Source organism: Candidatus Nitrosotalea sp. TS (assembly GCF_011319465.1).
GTDB lineage: Archaea > Thermoproteota > Nitrososphaeria > Nitrososphaerales > Nitrosopumilaceae > Nitrosotalea.
The window spans coordinates 73,196-98,288 of sequence record NZ_RCMB01000018.1 but is presented as its reverse complement, the minus strand read 5'-3'; the positions used below and the strand labels follow the sequence as shown (position 1 = coordinate 98,288).

37 protein-coding genes and 1 pseudogene are annotated in these 25,093 nt (G+C 41.1%); 16 read left to right on the top strand and 22 right to left on the bottom strand.

The annotated features are described in order from the left end of the window. The first annotated feature begins 73 nt into the window (after positions 1 to 73). The 4 genes from DYY67_RS08765 (at position 74) to DYY67_RS08750 (ending at position 2,926) form a co-directional block, all read left to right on the top strand. Complete coding sequence (locus tag DYY67_RS08765) at positions 74 to 1,696, top strand: MFS transporter (protein WP_166392511.1); 1,623 nt, start codon at positions 74 to 76, stop codon at positions 1,694 to 1,696. A gap of 88 nt (positions 1,697 to 1,784) precedes the next feature. Next, the gene (locus DYY67_RS08760; RefSeq protein WP_166392510.1) at positions 1,785 to 1,973 is read left to right on the top strand and encodes a hypothetical protein; all 189 of its coding nucleotides are present in this window, start codon (positions 1,785 to 1,787) and stop codon (positions 1,971 to 1,973) included. Continuing rightward, on the top strand, positions 1,970 to 2,377 hold the full coding sequence (locus tag DYY67_RS08755; RefSeq protein WP_166392509.1) for a nucleotidyltransferase domain-containing protein: 408 nt from the start codon (positions 1,970 to 1,972) through the stop codon (positions 2,375 to 2,377). The genes DYY67_RS08760 and DYY67_RS08755 overlap by 4 nt, the downstream gene beginning before the upstream one ends. A 12-nt stretch (positions 2,378 to 2,389) precedes the next feature. Next, on the top strand, positions 2,390 to 2,926 hold the full coding sequence (locus DYY67_RS08750) for a Fic family protein (RefSeq protein WP_166392508.1): 537 nt from the start codon (positions 2,390 to 2,392) through the stop codon (positions 2,924 to 2,926). Between the two features lie 64 nt (positions 2,927 to 2,990). On the opposite strand, the gene sepF is transcribed toward DYY67_RS08750, so the two are convergent. The 3 genes from sepF to DYY67_RS11110 form a co-directional block, all read right to left on the bottom strand. Further along, complete coding sequence (gene sepF / locus DYY67_RS08745) at positions 2,991 to 3,269, bottom strand: cell division protein SepF (protein ID WP_166392507.1); 279 nt, start codon at positions 3,267 to 3,269, stop codon at positions 2,991 to 2,993. Between the two features lie 73 nt (positions 3,270 to 3,342). Beyond that, on the bottom strand, positions 3,343 to 3,897 hold the full coding sequence (locus tag DYY67_RS11115; protein WP_320416034.1) for a hypothetical protein: 555 nt from the start codon (positions 3,895 to 3,897) through the stop codon (positions 3,343 to 3,345). After that, positions 3,869 to 4,396 (bottom strand): hypothetical protein, encoded by a 528-nt coding sequence (locus DYY67_RS11110; protein ID WP_320416033.1) that lies wholly within the window; start codon positions 4,394 to 4,396, stop codon positions 3,869 to 3,871. The genes DYY67_RS11115 and DYY67_RS11110 overlap by 29 nt, the downstream gene beginning before the upstream one ends. Before the next feature lie 35 nt (positions 4,397 to 4,431). Here DYY67_RS11110 and DYY67_RS08735 point away from each other — a divergent pair, with 35 nt between their 5' ends. Further along, entirely contained in the window at positions 4,432 to 5,493 is a 1,062-nt protein-coding gene (locus DYY67_RS08735) for a M24 family metallopeptidase (protein WP_166392506.1), read from the top strand. A 76-nt stretch (positions 5,494 to 5,569) separates the two neighbouring features. On the opposite strand, the gene DYY67_RS08730 is transcribed toward DYY67_RS08735, so the two are convergent. Then, positions 5,570 to 5,824 (bottom strand): hypothetical protein, encoded by a 255-nt coding sequence (locus tag DYY67_RS08730; protein WP_166392505.1) that lies wholly within the window; start codon positions 5,822 to 5,824, stop codon positions 5,570 to 5,572. Positions 5,825 to 5,933: 109 nt separating this feature from the next. Beyond that, positions 5,934 to 6,593 carry a PD-(D/E)XK nuclease family protein gene (locus DYY67_RS08725; RefSeq protein WP_166392504.1) on the bottom strand — a complete coding sequence of 220 codons (660 nt, stop codon included), beginning with the start codon at positions 6,591 to 6,593 and terminating at the stop codon, positions 5,934 to 5,936. Positions 6,594 to 6,993: 400 nt separating this feature from the next. Between DYY67_RS08725 and DYY67_RS08720 the strand changes: the two genes are divergently transcribed. Genes DYY67_RS08720 through DYY67_RS08710 form a run of 4 tightly spaced genes read left to right on the top strand, consistent with a single transcriptional unit; the run spans position 6,994 to position 8,987 of the window. Continuing rightward, complete coding sequence (locus DYY67_RS08720; RefSeq protein WP_166392503.1) at positions 6,994 to 7,227, top strand: hypothetical protein; 234 nt, start codon at positions 6,994 to 6,996, stop codon at positions 7,225 to 7,227. Beyond that, complete coding sequence (locus DYY67_RS08715; protein ID WP_166392502.1) at positions 7,228 to 7,485, top strand: type II toxin-antitoxin system RelE family toxin; 258 nt, start codon at positions 7,228 to 7,230, stop codon at positions 7,483 to 7,485. Between the two features lie 49 nt (positions 7,486 to 7,534). Beyond that, on the top strand, positions 7,535 to 8,164 hold the full coding sequence (locus DYY67_RS11710) for an MFS transporter (protein ID WP_320416032.1): 630 nt from the start codon (positions 7,535 to 7,537) through the stop codon (positions 8,162 to 8,164). Beyond that, complete coding sequence (locus DYY67_RS08710; RefSeq protein WP_320416031.1) at positions 8,076 to 8,987, top strand: MFS transporter; 912 nt, start codon at positions 8,076 to 8,078, stop codon at positions 8,985 to 8,987. The genes DYY67_RS11710 and DYY67_RS08710 overlap by 89 nt, the downstream gene beginning before the upstream one ends. 30 nt (positions 8,988 to 9,017) lie before the next feature. Here the strand turns inward: DYY67_RS08710 and DYY67_RS08705 are convergent, their stop codons facing one another. Next, positions 9,018 to 10,115: a hypothetical protein gene (locus DYY67_RS08705; protein WP_166392501.1), complete on the bottom strand. Its 1,098-nt coding sequence runs from the start codon at positions 10,113 to 10,115 to the stop codon at positions 9,018 to 9,020. 162 nt (positions 10,116 to 10,277) lie between these two features. Between DYY67_RS08705 and DYY67_RS08700 the strand changes: the two genes are divergently transcribed. After that, a complete protein-coding gene (locus tag DYY67_RS08700; protein WP_166392500.1) occupies positions 10,278 to 10,763 on the top strand; it encodes a PEFG-CTERM sorting domain-containing protein in 486 nt (161 codons plus the stop codon). 679 nt (positions 10,764 to 11,442) lie between these two features. On the opposite strand, the gene DYY67_RS08695 is transcribed toward DYY67_RS08700, so the two are convergent. Both DYY67_RS08695 and DYY67_RS08690 read right to left on the bottom strand, forming a co-directional pair. Next, on the bottom strand, positions 11,443 to 11,967 hold the full coding sequence (locus tag DYY67_RS08695) for a hypothetical protein (protein WP_166392499.1): 525 nt from the start codon (positions 11,965 to 11,967) through the stop codon (positions 11,443 to 11,445). Positions 11,968 to 12,032: 65 nt separating this feature from the next. Beyond that, a complete protein-coding gene (locus DYY67_RS08690) occupies positions 12,033 to 12,386 on the bottom strand; it encodes a hypothetical protein (RefSeq protein WP_166392498.1) in 354 nt (117 codons plus the stop codon). A gap of 131 nt (positions 12,387 to 12,517) precedes the next feature. On the opposite strand from DYY67_RS08690, the gene DYY67_RS08685 reads away from it, so the two are divergent. Continuing rightward, the gene (locus DYY67_RS08685; protein WP_166392497.1) at positions 12,518 to 12,757 is read left to right on the top strand and encodes a hypothetical protein; all 240 of its coding nucleotides are present in this window, start codon (positions 12,518 to 12,520) and stop codon (positions 12,755 to 12,757) included. 217 nt (positions 12,758 to 12,974) lie between these two features. On the opposite strand, the gene DYY67_RS08680 is transcribed toward DYY67_RS08685, so the two are convergent. The 5 genes from DYY67_RS08680 to DYY67_RS08660 all read right to left on the bottom strand — a co-directional run bounded on the left by DYY67_RS08680 (position 12,975) and on the right by DYY67_RS08660 (position 16,246). Further along, the gene (locus DYY67_RS08680) at positions 12,975 to 13,688 is read right to left on the bottom strand and encodes a hypothetical protein (protein ID WP_166392496.1); all 714 of its coding nucleotides are present in this window, start codon (positions 13,686 to 13,688) and stop codon (positions 12,975 to 12,977) included. Positions 13,689 to 13,769: 81 nt separating this feature from the next. Beyond that, a complete protein-coding gene (locus tag DYY67_RS11705) occupies positions 13,770 to 14,666 on the bottom strand; it encodes a S1C family serine protease (RefSeq protein WP_166392495.1) in 897 nt (298 codons plus the stop codon). Beyond that, positions 14,626 to 14,889, bottom strand: coding sequence for a hypothetical protein (locus tag DYY67_RS08670; protein ID WP_166392494.1), 264 nt, complete (start codon positions 14,887 to 14,889; stop codon positions 14,626 to 14,628). The genes DYY67_RS11705 and DYY67_RS08670 overlap by 41 nt, the downstream gene beginning before the upstream one ends. 641 nt (positions 14,890 to 15,530) lie before the next feature. Continuing rightward, positions 15,531 to 15,833 (bottom strand): hypothetical protein, encoded by a 303-nt coding sequence (locus tag DYY67_RS08665; protein ID WP_166392493.1) that lies wholly within the window; start codon positions 15,831 to 15,833, stop codon positions 15,531 to 15,533. Then, on the bottom strand, positions 15,830 to 16,246 hold the full coding sequence (locus tag DYY67_RS08660) for a winged helix-turn-helix domain-containing protein (protein ID WP_166392492.1): 417 nt from the start codon (positions 16,244 to 16,246) through the stop codon (positions 15,830 to 15,832). The genes DYY67_RS08665 and DYY67_RS08660 overlap by 4 nt, the downstream gene beginning before the upstream one ends. A gap of 321 nt (positions 16,247 to 16,567) precedes the next feature. Between DYY67_RS08660 and DYY67_RS08655 the strand changes: the two genes are divergently transcribed. After that, positions 16,568 to 17,059 carry a hypothetical protein gene (locus DYY67_RS08655; protein ID WP_218584712.1) on the top strand — a complete coding sequence of 164 codons (492 nt, stop codon included), beginning with the start codon at positions 16,568 to 16,570 and terminating at the stop codon, positions 17,057 to 17,059. A 12-nt stretch (positions 17,060 to 17,071) separates the two neighbouring features. On the opposite strand, the gene DYY67_RS08650 is transcribed toward DYY67_RS08655, so the two are convergent. From DYY67_RS08650 to DYY67_RS08635, 4 genes are all read right to left on the bottom strand, one after another. After that, positions 17,072 to 17,230, bottom strand: a complete 159-nt coding sequence (locus DYY67_RS08650; protein WP_166392490.1) for a hypothetical protein — start codon at positions 17,228 to 17,230, stop codon at positions 17,072 to 17,074. 64 nt (positions 17,231 to 17,294) lie between these two features. After that, positions 17,295 to 17,606 carry a hypothetical protein gene (locus DYY67_RS08645; RefSeq protein ID WP_166392489.1) on the bottom strand — a complete coding sequence of 104 codons (312 nt, stop codon included), beginning with the start codon at positions 17,604 to 17,606 and terminating at the stop codon, positions 17,295 to 17,297. 176 nt (positions 17,607 to 17,782) lie between these two features. Further along, complete coding sequence (locus tag DYY67_RS08640) at positions 17,783 to 18,580, bottom strand: class I SAM-dependent methyltransferase (protein ID WP_166392488.1); 798 nt, start codon at positions 18,578 to 18,580, stop codon at positions 17,783 to 17,785. A 170-nt stretch (positions 18,581 to 18,750) separates the two neighbouring features. Continuing rightward, positions 18,751 to 19,140 carry a hypothetical protein gene (locus tag DYY67_RS08635; RefSeq protein WP_166392487.1) on the bottom strand — a complete coding sequence of 130 codons (390 nt, stop codon included), beginning with the start codon at positions 19,138 to 19,140 and terminating at the stop codon, positions 18,751 to 18,753. A gap of 173 nt (positions 19,141 to 19,313) precedes the next feature. On the opposite strand from DYY67_RS08635, the gene DYY67_RS08630 reads away from it, so the two are divergent. Next, entirely contained in the window at positions 19,314 to 19,733 is a 420-nt protein-coding gene (locus DYY67_RS08630) for a universal stress protein (RefSeq protein WP_166392486.1), read from the top strand. 52 nt (positions 19,734 to 19,785) lie between these two features. On the opposite strand, the gene DYY67_RS08625 is transcribed toward DYY67_RS08630, so the two are convergent. Continuing rightward, positions 19,786 to 20,040, bottom strand: a complete 255-nt coding sequence (locus DYY67_RS08625; RefSeq protein WP_166392485.1) for a hypothetical protein — start codon at positions 20,038 to 20,040, stop codon at positions 19,786 to 19,788. A 52-nt stretch (positions 20,041 to 20,092) separates the two neighbouring features. Here DYY67_RS08625 and DYY67_RS08620 point away from each other — a divergent pair, with 52 nt between their 5' ends. From DYY67_RS08620 to DYY67_RS08610, 3 genes are all read left to right on the top strand, one after another. Continuing rightward, a complete protein-coding gene (locus DYY67_RS08620) occupies positions 20,093 to 20,326 on the top strand; it encodes a hypothetical protein (protein ID WP_166392484.1) in 234 nt (77 codons plus the stop codon). A gap of 82 nt (positions 20,327 to 20,408) precedes the next feature. After that, on the top strand, positions 20,409 to 20,570 hold the full coding sequence (locus tag DYY67_RS08615; RefSeq protein WP_166392483.1) for a hypothetical protein: 162 nt from the start codon (positions 20,409 to 20,411) through the stop codon (positions 20,568 to 20,570). Then, complete coding sequence (locus tag DYY67_RS08610) at positions 20,539 to 20,802, top strand: type II toxin-antitoxin system RelE family toxin (protein WP_166392482.1); 264 nt, start codon at positions 20,539 to 20,541, stop codon at positions 20,800 to 20,802. The genes DYY67_RS08615 and DYY67_RS08610 overlap by 32 nt, the downstream gene beginning before the upstream one ends. A gap of 540 nt (positions 20,803 to 21,342) precedes the next feature. On the opposite strand, the gene coaBC is transcribed toward DYY67_RS08610, so the two are convergent. From coaBC to DYY67_RS08590, 4 genes and pseudogenes are all read right to left on the bottom strand, one after another. After that, positions 21,343 to 22,578, bottom strand: a complete 1,236-nt coding sequence (gene coaBC, locus DYY67_RS08605; RefSeq protein ID WP_166392481.1) for a bifunctional phosphopantothenoylcysteine decarboxylase/phosphopantothenate--cysteine ligase CoaBC — start codon at positions 22,576 to 22,578, stop codon at positions 21,343 to 21,345. Then, the gene (panB, locus tag DYY67_RS08600) at positions 22,571 to 23,404 is read right to left on the bottom strand and encodes a 3-methyl-2-oxobutanoate hydroxymethyltransferase (protein WP_166392480.1); all 834 of its coding nucleotides are present in this window, start codon (positions 23,402 to 23,404) and stop codon (positions 22,571 to 22,573) included. The genes coaBC and panB overlap by 8 nt, the downstream gene beginning before the upstream one ends. Then, positions 23,397 to 24,144 (bottom strand): annotated as a pseudogene (locus DYY67_RS08595) (phosphopantothenate/pantothenate synthetase). Before DYY67_RS08595 ends, panB begins: the two are co-directional and overlap by 8 nt. After that, positions 24,144 to 25,031, bottom strand: coding sequence for a pantoate kinase (locus DYY67_RS08590; protein ID WP_166392479.1), 888 nt, complete (start codon positions 25,029 to 25,031; stop codon positions 24,144 to 24,146). The pseudogene DYY67_RS08595 and the gene DYY67_RS08590 overlap by 1 nt, the downstream one beginning before the upstream one ends. Between the last annotated feature and the right edge of the window lie 62 nt (positions 25,032 to 25,093).

Below are 25,093 nucleotides of genomic sequence, written 5' to 3'. Positions count from 1 at the left end.
TTGAAATGAAAAAAACTGGAATCAGCCAATTTATACATTTGATTGACAAGATACTGTCTATGCGTGGTACCGTGTGAGCGGCAGTACAAATGCTGCGTCAGACAGCCCCCTGAAAAACACCCTGTACCGATTTCTATGGGTCACAATGTTTGCATCAGACATTGGTGCTGCCATGCAGACTGTCGGTTCTGGCTGGCTTATGACATCGCTTGCCATCTCCCCTTTTGTCGTATCGCTTTTACAAGTGATGACAAGCCTGTCGATATTTCTGCTTGCACTTCCGGCTGGAGCCCTTGCAGATATAGTTGACAGGCGCAAGCTATTCCTTGCCACGCAATATTTCTCGCTTGCAGTAGCTGCAATATTGACGCTTCTCACCTTTGGAGGCTTTACAACATCATCAATTCTTCTTGTGTTTACCTTATTGCTTGGCATGGGAAATGCAATGAGCCTTCCTGTAAATATCGTAATCCAGACTGAGATTGTGCCAAAGAAAAAAGCCCTTGCCGCACTGACTCTGTTTAGCGTGGCAATTTACATAGGGCTTGCAATCGGTCCCCTTATTGGCGGGCTGGTGGTTGCAGCAGCGGGACCCGGAGCCGTGTTTATGCTAAATGCGCTCTCCTATGTTGGGATCATTGTCTTTTTACACAAGTGGCGCAGGCCGTCTGAGCGCAATCTTCTTCCTCCTGAGCAGGTAATTGGGGCAATTCGTGCAGGACTGCAGTACATGCGCCATTCATTGCACGTGCGCGCACTCTTGGTACGAGACTTTGCATTGACAATTTGCGGCAGCGCATTGGTATCGCTCTTGCCGTTGCTTGCCCGCAACGAGGCAGGCTCCAACTCTGTTCTTTTTGGAATTCTGGTTGGCGCGTTTGGTATAGGAGGACTGGTAAGCGGTCTGGTTATAGTTCCACGGATAAAAATGTCAATGGAAAAGCGCGTGGCAAGTGCAACAATTTTGTATGCTGCTGCAATGGCTGCCATATCTCTCCTGCATGGAATCATTACATTATTTGTTGGAGTATTTGCAGTCGGCACTGCATTGATTGTCATGACATCGAGTCTGAACTTTGTTGCGTACAATTCCGTATCATCATGGGTAAAAACACGTGTGGTCTCGGTTCACCAGATGATGTACTGGGGAGGGGTGGCATTTGGAAGTATAGTATGGGGAATTGTTGCAGAGATCTGGGGAATTCAAACTGCATTGCTTGCCGCATCAATTGGAATGGTAATTGGCCTTGTCACATCAACTCGCTACAAGCTAAAGCCGCTCTCAGATGTGGATCTTACACCATCGATGCATTGGATCATGCCTCAAACAATGATTGACATTGATGACCACGCGGAGGGATCTGTATTGGTAGAGATGGAATATTTCATAGATCCAGCACGCTCACAGGAATTTGAATCTGCAATGAGTGATGTGCGTTCCATGATGCTGCGAGATGGTGCAATCAATTGGGAACTGTACCATGACGTTGAAAATCCAAGCCGCTATGTCATGATGTTTACCTCAGAATCCTGGACTGAACACTTGCGCCAGCATGAACGAATCACAAAATCAGATATGGCAATAGAAGAGCATGCAAGATCATTTCACATCGGAAAAGATCCTCCGCGGATATCGCATCTTATCAGCGAGAATATTTCAAAGAATCATGGTACCAAAAAAGAAGACAAGAACTGATTTTTCTACAAAGGACTTGAAATGAGCTAGCAATTTCCTGATGCGAGGATGTAAACTATTTATATACAATTGTATATGTTTTATATACATGTTAGAGAGGCTTTTCACCTCAACTACACGAGTAAACATACTTGAAGAGTTTTTGCTCAACCCGGGAAATGAGTATCACATACGTGGACTGGCAAGAATTGTAAATGCCACTCCAATATACGTACAAAAAGAACTCAAAAATCTGGAATCGCTAGGTCTTCTTGACAGCAGAAAAAAGGAAACATGATGCTCTACAAGATACGGACAAAATCTCCCATAGCTGAAGATCTCAAAAGGATTTTCCTAAAAACTGAAAGCATAGGACAGGCCATAATGAAAGACCTTGATACACAAAAGATCAAATTTGCCTTTATTTTTGGCTCATTTGCAAAAGGCTCTGAAACATCGACAAGCGATGTAGACATGCTCATAATAGGAGATGTAAATGAGGATGATGCCCTGCGATCTATTTTAAAAACAGAAAAGAGAATAGGGCGTGAAATAAATTTCATACTGTGGACCGAAAAGGAGTTCTTGGAAAAGGTGGAAAAGGAGATACCTCTGATAAAAGAAATTTCAAAGACCCCTGTAATCATGATCGCAGGAGACGAGTATGAACTTAAGCGAGCTATTAGACAAGGAAGGGCCTAAGGGAAATATTGTATGGCATCAAACAATGAGATAATAATGAATCTTGATAATCAATATTTAATTGATATAAATAAGAAAATTCTCAAAAGACATGAAAAAATAAAGAAAGTCAAGGTATACATTGAGACTACTAAAAATATTGAGCTTGTAATTCCGAAAGTAAACAGTGTGGGTAATTCTGGGAATAGAAAAGATGATTTGATTGAAAAAGCAGCTTGTGTAATGGCTGTTATTCCATGGGCTCAAACATTCTTTGATGGTAATAGAAGAACTGGAATTATCGCTGCAAGTAAATTTCTGTATGATAACGGATATGAATTACAGATTGATCCGGACGACGAGAATTTGGAGTTAAGAGGTATGTTAAGTGAGATCAAGAAACAACACAAAACCTTAAACCAAAACCTTAAACCAAAACATTATGAAACAGATGTCTTTTTATATTTCAAAAAGAATCAAACCATTATGAGCCCAAAAGATAAGAAAATCACAGATGAGCTTATCGAGAAATACTCTAAACTTTTAGATGATCTTGCTACTGATGACTAATTTCTAAACAATTTTCATATATTTACAAGCCATAAAGCCGATTTAATGGCAATGTTGTAACTGATTATTTTAGATCGTATTCTGCTTTCCAGATCTTGACGCCAGATGGTGTGACAATAATTCTTTCCTCTCCAAGCCTTGCAATGTCTGCATCCTGCGTCTTTGCAATACTGTAAATTTCTTCCACCACTTTTCTTAGCTCGTCTACATTTTTTTGTGCAAGCGGGGTAACACGCAGAACCAAGATCATGCCCTTTTTGATATCCTCCTTTACAGTATGGATGTCGCTTGAGTCTCGAAGCGTAATTGCCTTGAGATAGGTCGGGGTCTTGTGTGTCTGCATCTAATTGGTATGGATCTACCTCCCTCAAAAAGTCTTTGCAGTCAATTGCAATTCACAGACTAGGTTGATTTGACTAGATCATGAATTTGAGATAGTCTTGCTCTGATATGGCACCTGCTGGAATTTCAGAGTGGGTGTCATTTTTTTGTATCATCATGGTACCTGTAGAGCCCTTTGGTGCATCAGAATATCGGAATGTAATGTCTGATGATACCTTTAGATTATTTTGGGAATCGTCTCCGCGCAAAAGCGAGATTGGTCCCATGTGATCTTTTGTCTCAAACAGTGTGTCCCCTGGTAACGCAAGTGCCTTTAGCATCTCATTTTCGTCCTTGTTTCTTCCAACAATTAATTTTGTGGTATCATCAAATCGGAAATGTCTTCCAATCTTTAGTAGATCAATATCATTTGTAGTCGGGGTTTCTTTATGTCGGAAAAGATCTTTTGCTCTGATTGCAAATCTTGGATCGGTAAGCAGACAGCCTCCTCCTGCATTTGGCGGATCAACAAAACCAAATTCTTCTGCCATCTTCAACTGTTCCTTTCTTGTTCGTCCGCGAATCATGCCAAGATTTCTCTCTTTTATGATTCCCCTCTCTTCATGGTTCTGTCTTTGGCAATAGTGCACCAGAGAGCGGCCTTACAATTTTTCCTTCAAGTCCTGATTCTTTTTCTATTGTTCGCAATGCCGGGCCATGCTGTGACATTGGTCGCTGTCCCAGTACTTCGCCTGAAATGATAAACTCTGCACCGATATCGTCCATCACTTGTTTTCCAGCTTTGAACATCATTGCACGACAGTCAATGCATGGATTCATTCCGGAACCAAATCCGTGCTTTGGGTGCTTTAGCATCTCGATGTATTCGTCTCCAAGATATACTGTTTTTAGATCGACTCCCAGCATGTCGGCAGTTCCCCGAATTTCAAAACCGCATCCTCTTCCACAATCAAAATCACAAAACGGAGTCTTTATTGCAACAGCTGTAACATCAAAGCCCTGGTTTTGCATCATTTTTACAGCTAGCCTGCTGTCCAGTCCGCCTGATAACAACGCAACAACTTTTTTCTTGTCTTCCACAAAACCAAAACTCTGACTTCCATTATCTAAAGGTACTGTCTTTTCCACCAAACATAAATGGAGATTGCACCAGATCTGGAACGATGCAGAGCCGCAGAAAGAATCTCTTAAAATTTTGCAATAAACTAGAATGTGATGCACTTGTTGCCTTTGAACCTGAGAATCTCTATTACATGACTGGTTTTTGGGGAGAAGCCATAGGGATACTAGACAAGAGCGGTGCTACTATCATTGCACCAGAGCTTGAGGTGGGTCGTGCAAAGGAAGAGTCGGTAAACTGCAGGGTGGTAAAGTCAGAGCGCGGCCGTGGGTCTATCTCTACTTTGATTGATGCTGTAAAAAATAGGAAGATCTGCACTGATACCAACAACTATGACATGGTATTATCGCTCAAAAAGAGCCTTCCAAGGGTAAAGTCGTCGACTGAGCCTTTTTACCAGGCACGCCAGGTGAAGGATTCTAGCGAGATTGATATCCTGAAAAAATGTTCGTCGATACTTGACGGGATGTATGAGCTCTGCGTGGACGAGATCAAGATAGGCATGTCAGAGATGGAGCTCCAGAGCATTTTGATGTCGTATGCGATGGAGCGCGGTGCATTTGCAACAGGATACAAGTCTACGTTACAGCCGTTAATTATTGCAGGTGGGCCAAACAGTGCACTGCCACATGCACAGGTGACAGAGCGCAAATTCCAGGACGGAGACATGATTGTGGCAGACCTTACGTTACGCCACAAGGGGTATGTCTCTGATGCAACCAGAACATTTGGTCTTGGCAGGATATCTGCAGAGGCAAAGAAAGTATATGGTATTGTAAAAACATCGCAAGAAGCCGGTCTTAGGGCCGTGCGACCCGGTGTTTCCTGCAAGTCAGTTGATGATGCATGCCGAAAAATCATATCAAAAAAAGGATATGGAAAATATTTCATTCATTCTACAGGTCATGGAATTGGCCTTGAGGTGCATGAGCTTCCAAATCTTGGGCCATCAAGCAAGGCCATATTGTCAAAGAATATGGCAATAACAGTAGAGCCTGGAATTTATCTGCCAGGAAAATTTGGCGTGCGAATCGAGGATTCGTTGATTGTTGGTGCAAAGCCTGATGTAATGCACAAGTTTACAAAAGAATTGGTTGTTGTTTAATTTTTCAATTAAAAAAATTTTATGATATATTTTTGTAAATTATTTTTTGAAATGAAATTAAAATCTGAAATGAAATTTACTTATCTGTTATTATTTTTAGAAATTTATTTTCATACTTATCTTTAATTAATACTGAATTAGGAAAATGGTTTTCTGTCCATTTTTTCATCACATATACTGCTTTTTCAGCGTCGTCACGGTAGCTTAATGCAATTAACAAAGTAGAATTTTGATCTGACATTATTTCATTAAATGAAGGATAATTCTCCCATGCTAATTCTTCATCTTCATAATGGCAAAAATCATCTTCATCGCCAAATTCTTGTCCCATTGCTACATGGAAGTTTATTAATTTTTAAGTAATATGGTTCTTCATATTGCTAGAATTCTATTATCTAATCAAACTATAACGCTGATCTCATTATTAGTACAAGTTGATTCTATCTTAGCGCCTTGGAACAATCATCAAAATATCCGCATGACTTGCACCTTGCCTTGCTGTTATGATGCACCAATTCATCCCACTGCAAACACTTTTGTGTAAACCTCAAGGCATTGCCAAAAAGCAATTCAGCATCTTTACTGCCTACAACATTTTCATACGTTTTGTAAACTGACCCAGTCTTGCTGTCTATGATGTTTACTTGGTACGCCTTTTTCTCATGCGGAATCTCAGCCCAGCCAACCGAATCCCCAAGATAGTACATTGAATGAAGGTAGGCTAGCACCTGGAGCAACTGGTTATCGTAAGGCTTCTTCATGAAATCATGACGGGAAGGATTGTACGTGTGCTTGTCATCAGAAATTATTAGGGTCTCTTTTTGGCGCATCACCTTATCAGCTCTTCCAAGCAGTTCCAGTCTTGCTTTACCGTGCATCAACTCGAATTCCAAAATAAATGAAGTCTGTATGTCCTCCCGAATGAAATTAAGATCAGCCTTCTTGTCCTCAAGCTCGGTCTTTGTCAATGGTACTACAACAGCAATCTCACGCTCCATCTTCTCTGCATGCTCATGGAATTCTGTACCAACTGCCATCTGGGCAGTCTCCACCTTTACACCTTCAATGAAAAACGGTATCTGAAATTCACAGTAACCCATGGCGCCTGCAAAGTCGGTAACAAACGCCTTTACTTGGCTTGTTCCAGAATCGTCCCTGTCTATGGTAATCGTGATCGATTTCTACAAAATTGATCTAGATAAGGATCAGGTTTGATATTCATCAAGAGACCGAAACCCAAGGCAAACAGGTTCACATGGTGTTGGACGCAAGTCCGCACAGGAGATCTTCCCGTCTGCCTACATATACTACGTTAAAGTGACTAAAAAGGAACACGCAGAATTTCTCCGAGAAAGATAAATCAGCTCCTGCTAACCCTTATTTCGTCTCATGCCTGCAAAAAATGAAACAGACAAGCCATTGCATTTTTTGCATAAACTCTTAATTTGAATGGAGATCCATTTTTATACTGTAATATACCATGATATACTGTAGTATACCATGGAACAAAGCACGATCAAGCTTTCTAAAAAGCTCAAAAATGATCTCAGAAAACAAATGAACCACCCTGGAGAAACCTACGAGACCGTCATTGCTCGACTACTAAAAATTACCCAGCAAGATGATGTACTAAGCGATGAGGTAATCAAAAATATCGAGGAAGGCATTGCAGACATCAAGGCAGGGCGCGTATATACATCAGATCAGGTGAAAAGGAAATTAGGATTAAAGTAGATGACTTGGGAAGTTATCTGGTCTGAGAAATCCATTAAACAATTAGAAAGAATAGACAAGAAAAATGCCCAGAAGATTTATGATTCAGTGTCAGCCTGTGTTGAAGACCCATTTAGAGCAGTGACAAGATTGACCAATTCGCCATTTTTTAGGCTGCGTGTGGGAAATTACAGAGTGATATTGGACTTGCAGCAAAGCAGGATGATAATCTTTGTTGTAGAAACTGACCATAGGGGAAAAATTTACAAGAAATATTAATCAAAAAGAATAGAAAAGCTGTTTATACCGTACCAAATGAGAAACAAAAATGAAAGAGGATAATCAAGAGCCAGACAAAAACACAGAGAATAAAGTCCCATCTTCTGCCTGGCTTGCACTTGCCATCATCTGCGGACTGGCACTTGCCACAATGTATGGCGAAACAATGGTCTTACCAGCTATTCCTGATTTTATCAAAGATTTTGGCATATCATACAACACATCATCTTGGATCCTCTCCTCATATCTCATATCAGGCGCAGTAATGACGCCAATTGCAGGCAAGCTCTCAGACATCTATGGCAGAAAAAAAATACTTCTAATTGTGATGATGATATATTCAGCAGGAATCCTGGCAGGAGGATTTGCAAACTCGCTGCCCTTTCTGCTTGGCGCAAGAATTGCCCAAGGCGTTGGGATATCGATGTTCCCAATTGCATTTGGCATAGTGCGAGATATCTTTCCAGTCCAAAAGCTTGGAACAGCCCAGGGAATATTTACATCAACATTTTTTGGCGGCTCTGTAATTGGACTTAATCGCAGGCGCAAAAATAATCTCAGACTATGGCTGGCATGCAACATTTTTCTCGGTGTTTCCAATTGCAATAGCACTTGCTTTCATAATGAAAAAATTCATCAATGTAAAGAAAACAGAGCAGGAAGATGCGTACAGGAATAGATGTCAAGGGAACAATAGCACTGTCAGGTACCGTAGTCATGTTCCTGATGGGAATATCTTTTCTCCAGGATATCATATCAGGAAACCTAGAGCCATTGGGATTTTTTGCAGGCTCTGCCGTATCGCTGGTAATTTTTGCAGCTTGGAAAAACAAACACCACACCCATTAATTGATCTCAAGATTTTGTCAGACAAGATTCTCCTGCCGTCAAATGTTATAATGATAATAGTTGGAATCTCGACTTTCATGGTATACCAGACCATTCCAATACTGGTACGCAGCCCAGAGCCGTTAGGCTTTGGAGGAGACGTAATTGCAGTGGCAGAGGTCCAGCTGCCGTTCATGATTGTATCACTTGTGGTCTCAGCCGCTGGAGGATTTTTCCTTGCAAGAATTGGAAACCTCAACCTGGCAGCGCTTGGCACAATAATATGTACAGTCGGGTTTTTTGGCATACTTGCATTCCACTATACAGAATATGCCATATCTGCAACGCTTGCAGTGATATCAGTAGGGTTGTCATTTGCCATAGTTGGATGCTTTAACATAATTCTCATGTCATCGCCGCAAAAGGTGGAGGGAGTCTCCCTTGGCATGTCTGTGCTGCTGATGCTTGTAGGAAACTCGCTTGGACCCTCAGTTGCAGGGATGTACCAGCAGATGTACCGTGGTACCATACCAAATATTTCTGCCACATTTCCTTCTGCACAAGCATACGACCAGATATTTCTGACTGCGGCACTGCTGTCACTTGTCTCAGTCTTTCTTGCAGTTGGCTTGCGAAAAAAGATAGGCGCAAAGACCAGCATGGTACCTAGTTGAAAAATAAAAAAAGAAAAAGAATTGTTTGGCCTATGATGAATTTGCTGCGATGGTAGTGTACATCGTAACATAGGCTTGGTCTATTGTCTGATCTCTTGTGCCGTCGGCATTGCCTGCGGCTGTAGTCAGGGCAGCATTTGCTTGTGCAATGGCATTATCTTCTGTCTGCAACAGTGGGCCTGCAGCAGTCCAGTATACCCCAAGTGCGGTATTCCAGGCTTTGGCATCCTGTGTATATCCGTTGTCAAGGGTTACTCTGGCACTGTCCTCTGTAGTTGTGTACGCAGTCTCTGCATTGCCAACTGTCTGATCTTTTGTAACATAGGCGTTCTCAATTGCAGCAATTCTTGTCTGCCTTGCCTGCGAGATGGTATTGTCTGCAGTTACATGTGCCTGACCTATTGCCTGGGCTTGTGTTGCAAGTGTGGAATTGCCTATTGCAGTGTAATAGGTAGAACGTGCAGTTCCATCTGACCCGTCGCGGGTAGCAAGTGCACTGTATACAGTGGTTTGGTGTGTTGCCCATGCACCATATGTTGCCTTGTCGCGAGCAACTTGTGCAGCTACAATAGCATTTGTCTTTGTATTTTCTGCCGTGGCAATTGCCTGATCTCTTGCTGCCATTGCAGGACCCACTACTGTTGCACTTCCATGGGCGCCGCTTATTGCAGTATTATAAGTAGAACGTGCCTGTTGTGCTGCCTGGTTGTACGCAAGAGTTGCACCTTGTGATGCCTGGTTGTACACAAGAGTTGCATTCTGCACTGCTTGCTGATATGTGACATCAGCTTGCTTTGTTGCCTGGTTGTATGTTGATGCATCTTGCTGTGTTGTCTGTCTTAATGTCTCTCTTGCTTGTTTGGTTGCATTTTGTTCTTGCTGTATTGCCTGCTTGTAGGCACTTTGATCTTGTTGTATTTGTTGTTTTAATTGCTGCAAGTTAGTTTGCGGATTGTTCCCATTGCTTGTAGTTGAGTTGCCGTTTCCATTATCTGCCATTGCTGGTGATATTATCAAATTACCTGCAAAGAAGGATACGAACAGTACCGATACAACTCCAAGTACTGCCAATTTCTTTGTAAGGTTGAATTTGATTTCATCCCTGCCAGATTTTTTAGCATATATCATGTTGTTTCTGTTTTGATGATTTCCAAATTATATTCATTGCGCATCTTTGTAACGTGACATTAATGCGTACATCTCATATAGCGTATTGCAATATATTGCAATTATTTCTGTCAAGCAACGGTTAATTATTAGAATAAAGTTTGTTTGTTCTAGGTAGGAAATTTGGCAAAAAGAGTAGCTCGCTTACTTGTCCTATTTGGCATTTTTATCACATGCATGACATTGACAAGTTCAAATCCAAAGTCTAATTCTGAATTTGAAATGTTTTCAATTGGCACTGCACATGGACAGATGCCAGGTGCAGGAGGTGGAAATGCAGGCAGCGATTTATCTGGTCCTGCTGATCCTAGCAACCCAGATGCCAGTTTGGGAGACAACTCAACTGCTATGGCTCCAGATACTGGTAATGATAACAATATTCCGGGCCAGAATGATACTCTTGGCGGACAGAATAATCCTGATGCTGCAGCACAGATTGCAAATCCATATTATAACGCTACCAGCCAGGCAGCTGCACCATCTAAAACAAATACAACTGTGAGCCAGACTGTACCTGAATTTGGTGAAATATCGATACTGGTTCTAGCTGTTGCTGTTGTATCGACAATGTTGGTGGCTGGAAGAACAAGACTGAGATTTGGCCAATAGTTCTGTTGTACATTTAATTTATCTTCTGGCGTTTGTTTTTACAATTCCAAAATAAAAAATCAAAAAACGTCTTTCTATCATGGTACCTACATGAGGCATCTCTTGTGTTCCTTGATATTTTTCTTAATCACAGCCATGAAAGTAGTTACCCCTACATATTCAGATAATTATCATTTTTCATGAAAATGTAGGGGTAACCCAAATACGGACTCGAAGATCAGAAGAGCACTCTGTTGGGCGTAAAAACCAGCGCGAGAGTTTAAGGATGACGCTGACGTAATGATACCACGAATAAAGCGATTATCGCAATATCGATAATTCTAGTGCTAGTTGGGACAGGAATCGCAATTGTTACAGTGCATTTACTTGTAGCGCCTCATGCCCCAGAGCACTATATCCTGCATTGTGCACAGCCAAGTATGCAATCAATTCCTCACATGAAATGGAACTGCTCCTATCATACTTGATAAAAACCGAACGCAGATTATACAGAAACTTGGTGAACATTGTAACTTAACACAGTTCAACAATGGTTTTATTTTAAACCACGAAATTATACCCATGAAGAACAACAAAAAAGAGTTCGAATTTGGAGATACGACTGTACAATTCCGTCATGCAGTTATGGTAGGAAACTGAACCAATCAGACAGTTGCAATTTTTTCTAAAAATACGTAGATCATTCCCTGCCTCTTGGCCATTTTGGCTCTTGCGCCTCAATTTTTCTCCTCTCAATATCTTCCCGCTCGTTCTCAAGTTCTATTTGTTTTACAAGCTTGATGGAGACATGCCTGTTCATTAAAACCGCATACCTTACCTCGCGACGGTCAAGGGCCAGCTTTTCCAAGATTTTAACAGGGGCTTTCTCATTCCATGCCACGCCCTCCCTTACCCTCCATTCGCTATCTGCGCACAGCCTCTCCACTATTGCAGAAGGGGTATTGTGGTTTCTTGCAACCTCGTACCTTACTTTCCATTCGTCGTCACTTGACAGTTTTTCCAAAATTTCAGCAGAAACATTCTTGTTATGTGCAACTTCTCTTCTTATCTCGCCGTCTTTGTCACTTGCCAGCTGGTCCAATACCTCCCTTGGAGTACCCGTATTCCTGGCAAGGGCTTTTCTTTCTGCCAAGTCTTTTTTGTCCAGTGCCGTTTCGCCAGACACATCTTTTTTTGAACCAAATATGCTGCCAAATTTTACCATGTTATACGTTGGTCAAACTTTTACTTAAAAGAAATCATCACAGCAACAAATTTTCAAGGGATAAGCTATTCCATTCTTTTGTAAATAGCTTTGAAATCCTCTGCAATCAGATATGCAGTATTTTGAAGATGTGTAACTTCAGTCATGTTTGATTTTCCTCGGGCCATCTGCCTCATCTGCGTCATGCACTTGTGAATGTGGTGGTGGTCGGGAGGATTGTCCGCAGCCCATGCTTGAAAACATTCTATAAAGTCAAGGCAAAAATTCAGCACAATCAATTCCCAGTCCTGGGTATTGATTGGATATCCTATGCCGTGAGCCAGTATGCGAAATTCATTGCTTCTGTCAATTAGAAGCATCTGCAGGGATTTTTGCGCTTTTTTCAAATCATAATTGTCCAGCGCACTTGAGCCTTGCATGGTACCATTACGCAGAAATTGTATTTTAAGATGAAGATAGAATCAATTCCTCATATTCCATGTCTCATGCACAAAATTAAAACAGATTGTTTTGATCAAGCGTAAATATCGCGGTGTCGTATATTTATGACATGGTCAACCTAGGTACCGCAAAATTGGCTGGAATGATGACGGTGGTAGGCATAGTTGCCATTGCAGGCACTAACCTAGCATTTGCACAACAACCATCTTGTGGCGAACAAGCTTACGGGTACATTGGGTGCACACCACTAGTTGCAGCACAACAGTATGGAGCAATTATGGTGGCAGCTGTAGTTGCCTGTGCTATAGCATTTGGAGCTGCTTGGCGCCAATACCATACAATCCCATAACCCCTTAGACTCTAAGCCTGAAACGGAGTCAACGCCTAGTGTAAATTGTGATTGAAATCAATCATAGGTGGAAGGGAAATTTACTTTTGTTGCTCAAACTGCAAACCGCAGTTTGATGCAAATCCATCCTAGTTTCTGTTCTATTGCAGTTAAGGAAAAACTCTCAAGTAGAACACATCATTGAAAAATCTGCATTTTTCTAAATTTCTCACACTGTCTATAGGATCATCATTTTTTCAATCATGAGACTGTCATTTTGTATGGCAAGTTGGGGATAGCAGTCAAGCATGTAGCCATTTTGTATCTTGTAAAATTGCCAATTTTCACATGCAGTGTTGTATTCATACTTGCTATTGTCAAACACCCAACCAAACCCATTGCGGATGTCTTTTTGTGGATAACTGTGTCCCCTTACCAGTGTAATGGTATTTTTGTCATAATCCACACTTACCTGTGCATAAAGTGCGTTTGGGTACAGGTAAATGACATTGGGATGATGTGTAATTGCATCAAATTCCTTTTGCGTGACATACTCGTTATGTAGCAAGATTACCTTGTTGTACTTGTCCAGAATGGATGGATCTTTGTCAACATCTATGTCAGTTACATAGGTAAAGTTTTGATCAAGGAATGTACCATATACACCTCCGCCAGTCACGTATGAGGCTGTAAAGTTTTTTGGTATGTGTACTGTCAGGCATTTCAGGCCACATCTTCCAGAATAGAACCAGTAAAAGCCATGCGGGCCGTATGCTGCCTGCGTAAGGACAGGCAGGACCAGTACCGTTCTGTATGTGGCAAGGCCTCTGAGATTGATTGGAACACTTGTGCTGGATGTGCTCTGCGCTTCAAGCATCTGCCTGTTAACTGGTGAAAACTGCACGACAAGAAACAAAACAGATGCAAATAGCAATGTTACCAGCATTCTCATTGTCATACATCACCGGCATGTCGTTTGTGATTTTGTAACGTGAACTTGCATTGCCAAACAGATTTCACCTGATGATCCAAATCATGGAACTTGCGGAAAGCCGGGAATTTGTGGAAAGCTTGGATATGCTGTCTGTATTGGAGGTGTTGGGGGTGCAGGAGGCGGCCTTGCCTGCAATGTTACAGTGACATCAATTGTTTTTCCTGCCCTGTCTATTCCAAGACTCATGGTATCTCCTACAGACTTGTAATCGTCCTGATATGCTGTTATGTCATATACAGATTTGACGGGATGGCCGTCAACTGATATTATGATATCTCCACCATGTGGTATGCCGTCCTGGTCGTCTGTTGCAGCCTCAAGGCCTGCCTTGTAGGCGGAGCTATTGGCTGATATCATCTCTATTACCACGCCCTTGGCGTTTCGCTCAAGACCGTTTGCAAGTGCTATATCCGGTGTTAGATTTCTTCCCTCAATGCCAAGCCAGGGGTGCTGGTATGTGCCATTTTTTATCAGGATTGGAACTATTCTTGCAATCTGGTTTGACGGAATAGCATATCCGACTCCTGCAAAGTTTCCAGTATCGGTCTTTATTGCCGTGTTCATTCCAATCACCTGCCCGTCCATGCTAAGAAGCGGTCCGCCAGAATTTCCAGGATTTATTGCAGCACTAGTTTGAATTACATCAGGAATTGCAAAGCTGCCTGTCTCCTCATCGTTAAGTGACCTGCCAAGCTGTGATATGATGCCGTTTGTCATGGTGTCTGCCAGTCCAAACGGATTGCCTATTGCTGCCACGTATTGTCCTACCTCAAGCTGGGAAGAGTTGCCAAGCTGCAAAGGTACAATATTTTCACCGGTAAAATCAGTTATCTGTACTACTGCCAAGTCATTGTAAGGATCTACTCCAACTACTTTTGCATTGTACGTATTGCCGTCAGTGAGGGTAACATAGACTGACTTGTTCTGGCCGACCACGTGTGCATTTCGTGACTATGTGACCTGCAGCATCATAGACAAATCCAGAGCCAAGCATGGTGGCCTGCCCATTTGACGGCACGCCATTTATGATGGTGACCTCAGATGGATCAGACACTGTACTTGTTATCTTGACCACAGAATTCTGTGTCATCTTGAATAAACTCACATAGTCAGGAAGCCCTGCTGTCTCTGTGTTGGCATACGAACCAGAGGAGGCCATGACCTGCATGTATAAAACCGACACTACCTAGCGCTGCAACCATTGCAACAGCAAGAAGAATGACTACAGTTTTCCCATGAGTCTGTTGATATATTTTTGGTATCATTTCTTAGTTGAAAAAATTGATGGCAGAAGTCTTTGTAAAAAAGCAGTCTTTAGGGTAAGAAGCTCATTTTGGATAAAACTGTATTTCAAATCTGCCACCATGTTGCATATTTGCTTGGTTTTTGTATATTATATTTGAGAGACATTTCTCAAAATGAAAAACCATATCTCTTTTTGTATTCTCGTGTACAGTTAGAGAAATGTACCAAAAGAGCAAAACTATTCCAATATTACAAGATGCGGCGATGTTAACTGAATTGACTCTATCAAGTAAAAACAATCTCGATGTATTTTTTCCACTGTCTTCTGGCCGCATTTTGGGCAGATTTGCTGCAGTGCTCTCCTACATTCTGCACACAGGGAAAATTTCATCAACATCGCACCACATTTTCTGCACAACTCATCTGGCATATCTTCTTGACAATACAAATTATAATATATTACATTTCAGGTACGGTCAACTAAATAAAAATGCAAATTAACAGTACTGGTTTTTTTATTATGGTGCCAATAGTTAGAAAATTGTACAAGACATTTTATTTTTTGACCATTGCCAAAAAGAATAACAGGATTATGACCAGCGTCATTGAGGAATACATGGCATATCTCATGTCATCAGGCATGATGTCAACAACTTTGGCATCAACGTAATTGATGATATGTTGAATGGCAAATATGGCAAATATTGCTATGGCAAATGCAATTCTCTTCAAATTCTTGTTTCTGTAGATGGTAATGGATAACACCATCAAGAGAATGGAGATAGCTATGATGGATAGTTGTGTAACAGTAAATATCTCAGAGAATCCGGGCCCGAAGGAAAATGGTGGCGTATTCATGTTTCTGCACCGTCCTTATGCAATGACAAGAACATCTCAGCTAGTCTGTCGCTCCAGCTGTTCCAGAGAGACGGATGATATTCTTTGAGTATTTTTATTATATGTGCGGGATTGCCAACAAACTCGTATCTCTTGAATTTTCCTTCTCTGGTTTGATTTATGATGTCAAGCTCAAGCAGGCGTTTTATGTGCCAGTTAACAGATGCCGCAGTTATCTTTACGTGATCGCTGATGTCTGTCTGGGTGGGATTTTTTCTTTCTATTATGAAGAGCAATATCTCCCTTAAGGTACCCTGATTGAGAATTTCCAATATGTTTTTTTGTTCTGCCTGGAAAATTCCCACAGGAAAATAGAACCGGTGCAAACTATGTCTTTCAGATATGATCTTTCCTGCTTTCTCTAACGAATCCAAGTGATATTGAGTAGGTACCCATTGACATATCTAGATCATTTTTGATACGGCGAAGGTGGCACCCGGGATTTTGTTGGATGAATTCAAATATTTTATCTTCATTGGTTGCATGATTGGCCAAAATCTTTTATCTCCCTCAAAGACACATGTACATTTATCGCAAAGTAGCATATTAAAGTAGAAATATCTTGCGGACAAATTTAATGATTGTAATACAGTTCTCTAAATGAATTCCAGTTTGGCATCGAAAAAGATCATCTCGATTTGAGAAATGTCTCTCAATGCTAATATACTAAAATCATCATTATTTAGAAAACAGATATGTCAAATGGATCCTGTCAAAGATGTAACAAATTAATTAAAATAATCTGTAATGATAAAAAATTACACTGTATTACGTACAAGCAAGCAATAGTTCTTGGCATGACAATGCTGGCAATGGGAATTTCAGGATCTGCCTTTGCCCTGTCAAGTGATATTACATTGTCTAGTCTGACAACCGTTGATATGAAAGGCAATCAGGATAACGTGTTACATGCAGGAAAACCAGTTGGATTTTCCTCAGTCATAGCAAATCACAGTGCAGGAGAAAAAAGGTTCACATATGTTGTTCGAGTGCTTGATCAAAACAACAAGATTCAATCACAAAGCGGCATGTCTGCAAACATAGTGCCAAACCAATCACTCACTGTGGCAGAATCCTGGACGCCGCAAAAAGCCGGAATATACACAGTGCAGACAGTCCTTCTCAACGGGTATCTCATGGCAAGTCCACTCACAGACGCAATTGAAACCAGTATTGTCGTAAAATAATAAAATGAAAAGTCAGGAAAGTTTTCTTATTTTCTGTACCATTCCCTCTTTGTAGAAATATGACTTGTGGCCCCGCATGACAAAATGGCGCTTGAACTTTTCATCTAGTTGTTCTAGCGTATCGCCAGAGGCCTCAAACTCGCATGCCGTACATGTGCCATATACTCTCATAACTAAAAAAATATGTCAAAATATTTAGATCATTCTATTATGGTCATGCACTTGTCATTTTCTATTAATTGGCATAAATCACGGCAGATTTTATTTTGTTGAGGTAGATGTAACCTAGTGCGACTGAGAGAACGGCTATTGCTACAATTACTAGGCCCATCTTTTCATAGAGAACAATCCATGAAATACCACCTGCAAGCATTATTGCAGCCCAAGTGAGATAGTAGCTATGGTCTGGTGTCAAGTGAGATATCGGTTTGTACTTGAGACCAATTATTGTGGTATAGATTGAGACGGGAACCAAGAAGAGAGGTACTGACAGAACAAGCGGTATTGCATGCAACTGCAACAAGGCTGATACCAGAAATGATGACAAGTATTACCACACTTGCAGTGAGTATGTTGTTTGTTGTGCGAATCTGAATATTGCTCAACAATGATAGTAGTATTTTCTTTGATTTAAGTAATTAGGATCACCGCATACATCATTGTATCATGTGCAAATCTTACGGGATTCAAACAAATGATTCAGACATGCAAGAATTTGTTATCTTACTGTTTATTTTCAATTACAAGCAGTGTATTCTGATCCTTCCATGATATTTTATCCAGATCATCATAATGATTCAGTATGTTTTGCACAAACCTATGCAACGCTTCTCGAAATTCATGTTTTTTATAAAATTTAAAAGTTGAATAATGGTGATTTTTTGCCTGCTCTACAAGTTTTTCTAGCGGATAGACCCTGTTATGTTCAAAAAGCCGTACTGAATTGATGTTCAGATTCGGGTCTTTTTCAAAGGCCGACTTTAATTCATCCAATTCGTAAAGACGGTTTTCTTTTTTGTTAAATGAAGGAAAATGTGTTCCCCAGATAGTTCTTGTATTTTGGTCTCTTAGTCTAGTGTATATGAATAATTTTCCATTGTTTTTGAGTACTCTTGAAGACTCTTTTAGAAAATTTTGTAGTGAAAAATGATGAATTGCATTAAATGACATGGCGCAATCAAGCGAGTCTGTCTGCAACGGTATTTTGTGTGAATCACTTCGTATTGGGGTAAAATTTGTAATATTATTTTTTATAAAGTCCTCTTTTAGATGGTATAGCATCTCCTTGTTGTTGTCCAGGCAAAAAAGGTGGCATTTCTCTCCCAAATGTTGAACTAGCTTGAGGCTGTATCTTCCCGAACCGCATCCAATGTCAGCAGCTCGTATGTTTGAGAGGCTACGCAGCTTGTTTGTGATAAACAATATTGGTCCAAGATCCGTAGTTCTCAGTTCACGATAACGTGGAGCAATATGTAAAAAATGATTATACATTTTATCAAGTGCAAATTTTTTTCTATCCATTTTCAATGTTGGTAACCTGACACCATACTTTTAAAATCTTACCCAAAAGAGATAAAACCTATAGATGATTTGTGAAATATTAAATTTAGCGTAGTTCTGCGAGAGTTTGAATAAACCAAGAAACAATTTCTTAATGTACAAGGCATCTTGAAGACTGAATTGTTAAAAGATTATCCTATCATCTGAGTTATTTTATTCAATATCTCCTTTTCAACATGCACTGTCCACAACATCTCTGGAATGTCAACTGCCAGAAATAGAAACGACAGGAGCAATGTCTCTACTGCCGCAATGGCAATATTTTGTATGAATTTTCCAACTCCAATGTGTATGGCAAAGTCGTTTGGATTGCCACTGATCATTATGGTAAATGCCCTGTCTGCAGTAATGAAATCCCTGAGAATGCCTGCCTTTGTTGCCTGGATGATTATCCCTATGGGCGAATTGGACGTCATCTGTGTCTTGTATCCGCCTTGATCTAGCATAGAGGTTATTTGCTGTGCTAGCTGGTTCAAGTCACGGTTCTTGTTTTGAAATCTTACCATTTTTTCAGAGACCATGCAGAGCAGAAGGTATTTTTAGTAATTAAACCATCTTGTAATTCTCATCTTGAATAACCCCAAGATTTTGGTTTTTGCATAAATCCTGTCACAGCTTCAAGGCTTTTACAATTTTTTAAACCACGCTTGAAAATCAACACAAACCAGTAATAGAACCATGGCTGAGTTATACCATGACAGAAAGGCAGAAGATCAAAAAAATTCTTGTGCCACTTGACGGCTCTAGAAATTCCCTGCGAGGCCTAGAGACTGGAGTCCATCTTGCAAAAGAGCACGAAGCATCACTTACCGTTATTCATGTCATACATACGTCACACAAAAAAGAACTCAAGCAAAAAGAACTAGAGGAAGAGGTTCCGCCAGAATCTTTCCTTTACGCAAAAAAGCTTGCAGTCAAAAATGGCATTCCATTTTTTAGCCGAATACTTACGGGAGATCCGGGGCATTCCATAGTGGAATATTCAGATACGCATAACATTGATCTAATTGTAATAGGTGCAAGAGGCCTGAGCGGCTTCAAAAAGATCTTTCTTGGAAGCGTTTCAAGCTATGTGATGCACAAGTCAAAGATGGCAGTAATGCTCATAAAATAACCCCTAAACTATTGTTTGAATTTTTTTTTGGCATGATATCATAAAATATGCCTCACACAGCATCATCGATTTCCCCACCAAGATACGTTCCATTATGGTCATATACGCAAAATATTGTTGCCTCGCTTGGATGCGGCGCATCTTTTGAGGCATGTCTTGTCATTTCTCTTGCTTTTCTTACTGCCATTTCAGAATCGTCAAGATCTTCGACCACCCAGTGGCCCTTGCCTGGAGCCTCAGACTTGTCTATTCCCATTATGCGAAACTTGCCTTTTGGCGGCTTTAATTCAGGAAAGTCTCTGAACACAGAATCCAAGGAATGATTCCAAAATAAAAATCTGCAACTGAAAATCCATAATGTGATCTATATAGAGCCCGCCTGTCACAAAATCATGCCAATTTACCGTATGTTGGGCAAGACACTTTTGATAGCAGGAATATCGCTTGCAATACTTACAATATTTGATTATGTCATATTTCTTGGGTATAATTCCGGAGCCTCATACGTCAACCCATATGAGTACATCCAGTATGCCGTAATCGCGCTTTTGGTCCTAACAGGGATTGCGCTGATAGTAAAAAATAAATCCTGAAGATTGAACATATGTAAACTCATGAAAACAAGATCACTATAGGAGATCCGCAATCTTGATTAGAAACTATCAGGAAAAAAGAATGTTGTCAAAAACCAAGATGTATTCTCCGCCACTCTCTGAAGAAGAGGTTGCAGACATCAAAAAAGCACTAAAAAGCAAAGGAAAGATCTACAAGACACCTGAGGCATTAATAGAGGATCTGCATACAAATGTGGCAAATCGACCAAAGACCTCAGTTTAGCAGACAATACAAACTTCTCGGAAGAGAGCGTCAGAAAAGGGTCGACTCTGCAATTTTGGATCTGGCATATTCCGAAAACCCATCAACAAAAGGAGATTTCAAAAAGAACATACGAGTTTTTGCCTACGAGCTTGGAAGGGGAGACAGAATGATCTATACTATACAATACGAGGATAACGTGATAGTATTGTTGCGAGTCTGTGACCACAAGTCAGTCTACGGTAAAGACTGATTAAATCATCATTTAAGACAGATTCTCCAAACTAAGAGCATAATTTTTTAGCCACTCTTTGTATGTAATACCATGAATTTTGGCCTCTGTCCATCTTGTAACTTGCACAGGGAACTTGATTCATACTATTCCAAAAGATATGGCAAGACAGTTGAGATATGCAAAGACTGTTACAAATCAAAACACCTCTGACCATACAAACAATTGGATATACCATACTGTAAAAAATCACATAACGGTACAAAATTCCAGGCAATTAATAGTTCGCAGCGCATTGTACTGCTTGCGGGTCAGCCACTCTCGAAATTCCATTCTTACGTATTTGAATTTGAAACGAACCAGAATTTTTTTCCTATTTGATGACTTTGCCATGGCTTCAAGGAGTATGTCCAGTTCTTTTCTGCTGACAGATTTATTATCAATCAAAACCCTCTCTGTATTCATGCAATCTAATCTGTGTCTAGAATTATTTGTACACCAGTATGTCGCATCATATTATGACACAAAACCTGAGGAATTTACTTAAAATCGACGATTCTTCTAACTTGATCTTCTAAACCGGGATTCTATATCGCGGCAAACAAATCTTGCAATTTTCTCCTTGTCTTTCCATCCTGATATCGATTCTTTTTTGGAATCAACTATGATGACATTGTTCTGATTTGGGTTTTTCCTGTATCTTTTTCCAATATCATTTGCAATTATCATGTCAGCATGTGATTCTACCAATTTCTTGCGCGACAAGGAAATCAATTTTTCCTGTGACACATCTGTCTCTGCCTTGAATCCAACAAGAAAGACATCTTTTTGAATTTTTTTTACCTCATTGATTATCTTTGGAACTTTTTTCAGCTTTAGAATAATTCTGTCAGAGTTGCTCTTGATCTTGGTCTTGCCCGGACTCTCTACGGTATAATCTGAGACTGCGGCAGCAAGCACAACAATGTCAAATCTCTGCCTCATCTCACGCCTTACTGCATCTCGCATCTCCGCACTTGTCTTTACCCTTACCACCTTGACGCCCTTTGGAGCAGGCTCTGCACCCGGGCCATACACAAATGTGACCTTGGCGCCTGACAAGACAAGCTCCCTTGCCAGCAAAACGCCAGTCCTGCCTGAGCTCTGGTTGGTTATGACACGTACCGGGTCGATGTATTCCATGGTGGGTCCTGCAGTAATCAACACTTTTTTTCCTTGCAGGATGGAAGATGCGCCATATTTTTTCAATACAAAATCTAGGACTTGCTCGGGTTCAGCAGCCTTTGCCTTTCCCTCTACAAATTGCGGAGAAATAAACCACACCTTGCTTTTTAGAAATTCAATATTTTTCACAACTGCCGGATTCTCATACATGGACTGGTGCATGGCAAGTGATACCACAATGGGAATCTTGGAGCCAAACCCTACGCTCAATACTGTAGAGATTGGCGTATCGTCTATCCCATTTGCAAGTTTTCCAAGCGTATTTGCAGTGCATGGATACACAACAATCATGTCAGACTGCTTGTAGTCTGCAACCCTGATGTGCTCCAAGTCTCCGGTAAGTTTTGTAATCACTTCGTTTCCAGTTGCCCACTTGAAGTAGCTTGGCTTTATCAGATCAGTTGCAGCCTTGCTTGCAACACAGGTGACGTCTCCGCCATGCCGCATCAAAAGCCTTGCAAGTTCTATTGCCTTGTATGCAGCGACGCTTCCTGTAATGCACAAGACAATTTTTTTTCCGGCAAGCTCAGAGCCGTCAGAGCTTACAATATCAAGCGATGGATGTTCACGCAATCTCTTTTCTCAACCTTTCAAGTTCTGCTTTGTCAATTGAAAACGAATGCTCCTGTGTTGGAAACTTGCCAGATACCACGTCCTCTTTGTAGGATGTAACTGCTTTTACAATGTCTCCTGCAAGCTCAAGATATCGCTTGGCAAATTTTGGCTTTAGCTTTTCAAACAAGCCCAAAACATCATGCACAACTAACACCTGCCCGTCGCAGTCGGGGCCTGAGCCAATCCCTATTGTGGGAATGCCAATTGATTCTGTTATTATCTTTGATATCTCCTGTGTTACCATTTCAAGCGCAATGCTAAAGGCGCCAGCTTTTTCAAGTGCCTTTGCGTTCTGGATTAAACTCAGTGCCGCATCCTTTGTCTTTGCCTGCACCCTGTAGCCCTCCTGCAGGGTAGTAGTCTGCGGCTGGAACCCAATGTGCCCCATTACTGGTATGCCTATATCTACAATTGACCTGACAGTATCTTTTATCTCAATTCCGCCTTCTAGTTTCACTGCGTCAGCTCCTGACTTGACAAGTCTGCCAGCATTTTCAATTGCCTGCGACTTGCTTGCCTGGTATGACATGAAAGGCATGTCTGCTACAACCATCGCGTCCTTTCTGCCCCTGCTTACCGCCTCTGTAAAAAAACACATCTGCTCCATGGTAACAGGAATGGTATTTTCATAGCCTAGCATCACCATCCCTCCGCTGTCGCCCACAAGCAAGATCTCAACGCCTGCCTTGTCGCAAAGTTGTGCAGTGGTGTAATCATATGCAGTGATGACGGTAATTTTTTCGAAATTTTTCATCGAGGTAATGTCTCTTACGGATTTAGGCATGTGCCATTCTCCCAAGATTATTTTTTATTATGGCGATGGACTGACTCAGGTTTTTTTTGTTGTCAAACTTGAATTTTTTGTCAAGGCAAGACTTTGACATTTTTTTGCAGGATTCAATCAAGAGCCAGCATTCCCCTCGTTACGTTATCAACTATGGTGATATCTGCAGTCTGTGCGGTGCGCGACATTGGGTTGAGATCAAATGTTATCACCTTTTTTCCAAGTTTTTTCAGTGCCATTGTCCTGTCGCCGTCTTCTAGAGGCACCAATACAACATCTGCGATGAATATGCCGCGCTCGTCAACAACTCTTCTTGCACTCTCAAGGTCTGGAATCTTTTGTGAAAACTTGGAATCAAGTCCGAGTATCTGCTTTGCGCCATTTTTTTTCAGCGTACCAGCTATTGCCTTTTTTCTTTTCTCGCTTGCATAAAACAGGTTTACCTCAATCTCTGCCCGAGTTATTTTTGCAAGCATGACTATCTCCTTTGGACAAAGGGCAGCCAGGTTGCCGTTTACAGATATGACAGGCCTTTTTGCCAAGAGCAGCATGTGAGACGCAGCCTTTATGGCACCATGAGAGGTCTTCAAAGTCTTCTCGCCAATGAGATAATCAAACATCTCGCCTCTGCCATGTGCCAAGAGCCCCTCTTCTACAACCAGGCCCTTTTTGTATCCCAGAACCAGTTTCTCTCTGACATGCAGGGATGCAGCCCTGGGATGAGATCTTGGAATAAGCACTAGGACGCTCTAGCTCCGCTTTTATCAATCTCTGTCTTGATAATTATTCCGTCATGATATTTTTCTAAGACTTGAAGAACTTCAGGCTCTCTTGCCTTTGGTATTAATGTGAATACCGTTTCTCCAAACATTGCAATGCCGCACTTGAACCCGTGCTGCTGCAAGTCATCAATTACCTGCTGCATCTTTGGAGTGATAACTCCAACATATTTTGCAAACTCTAGCGACATGTCCAAAAACTCCATCTGGTCGCGTGACTTGAGTAATTTTGTAACCATCTTTCCGCCAAGGCCGTTTATCTTTGAGAGTTGTGTTCCAATGAATTTCTTTGTGGATATTGGCGAAAAACAAATTACAATTGCAGAATAATCCGTGTGAATCTTTTTGAGGCTGCCAATTCCTGGCGCACCGTGCTTTGTTCTAATCTCAAATCCCCCATGATATGACGATAACACAGTGCCAAGTCCTGTCTTGCAGTGAATCTCTGCATTGTGAGCTATCTGCCCTACCTGTGTCCGAGAAAGATTTGTCCCAAGAGCTTTGTTTAGTGCAAATGCCAAACTAAGTGCAACAGCACCGCTAGAGCCCAGGCCATATCCAACGGGAATCTCGCTGTGATGCTCTATCTCAAAAAAATAATTTGCCTTGGTAATTTTTAAAAATTCTCTTGCAACAAATTCTGATACCTGCGTATTGTCAGACTTGTAACCCGTAACAGTAATCCCAAAGCCGGGCTTGTCAGATGTTGTAATCTTTACCTTTGTTGTGACGCCTTCTTTTATGCAAAATCCGGCCCCGATGGATCCCTTCAGTTCCGGCTTTATCGGCTCTACTTCTGCCTTGAAAAAGCCAGTTATGTGCCCCGGAGCAAAGGCTGCTGCCTGCATAGCTAGTTTAAATTTTGATAAAAATATAAAAATGATCATTATATTGTTTATACTAGTATAAA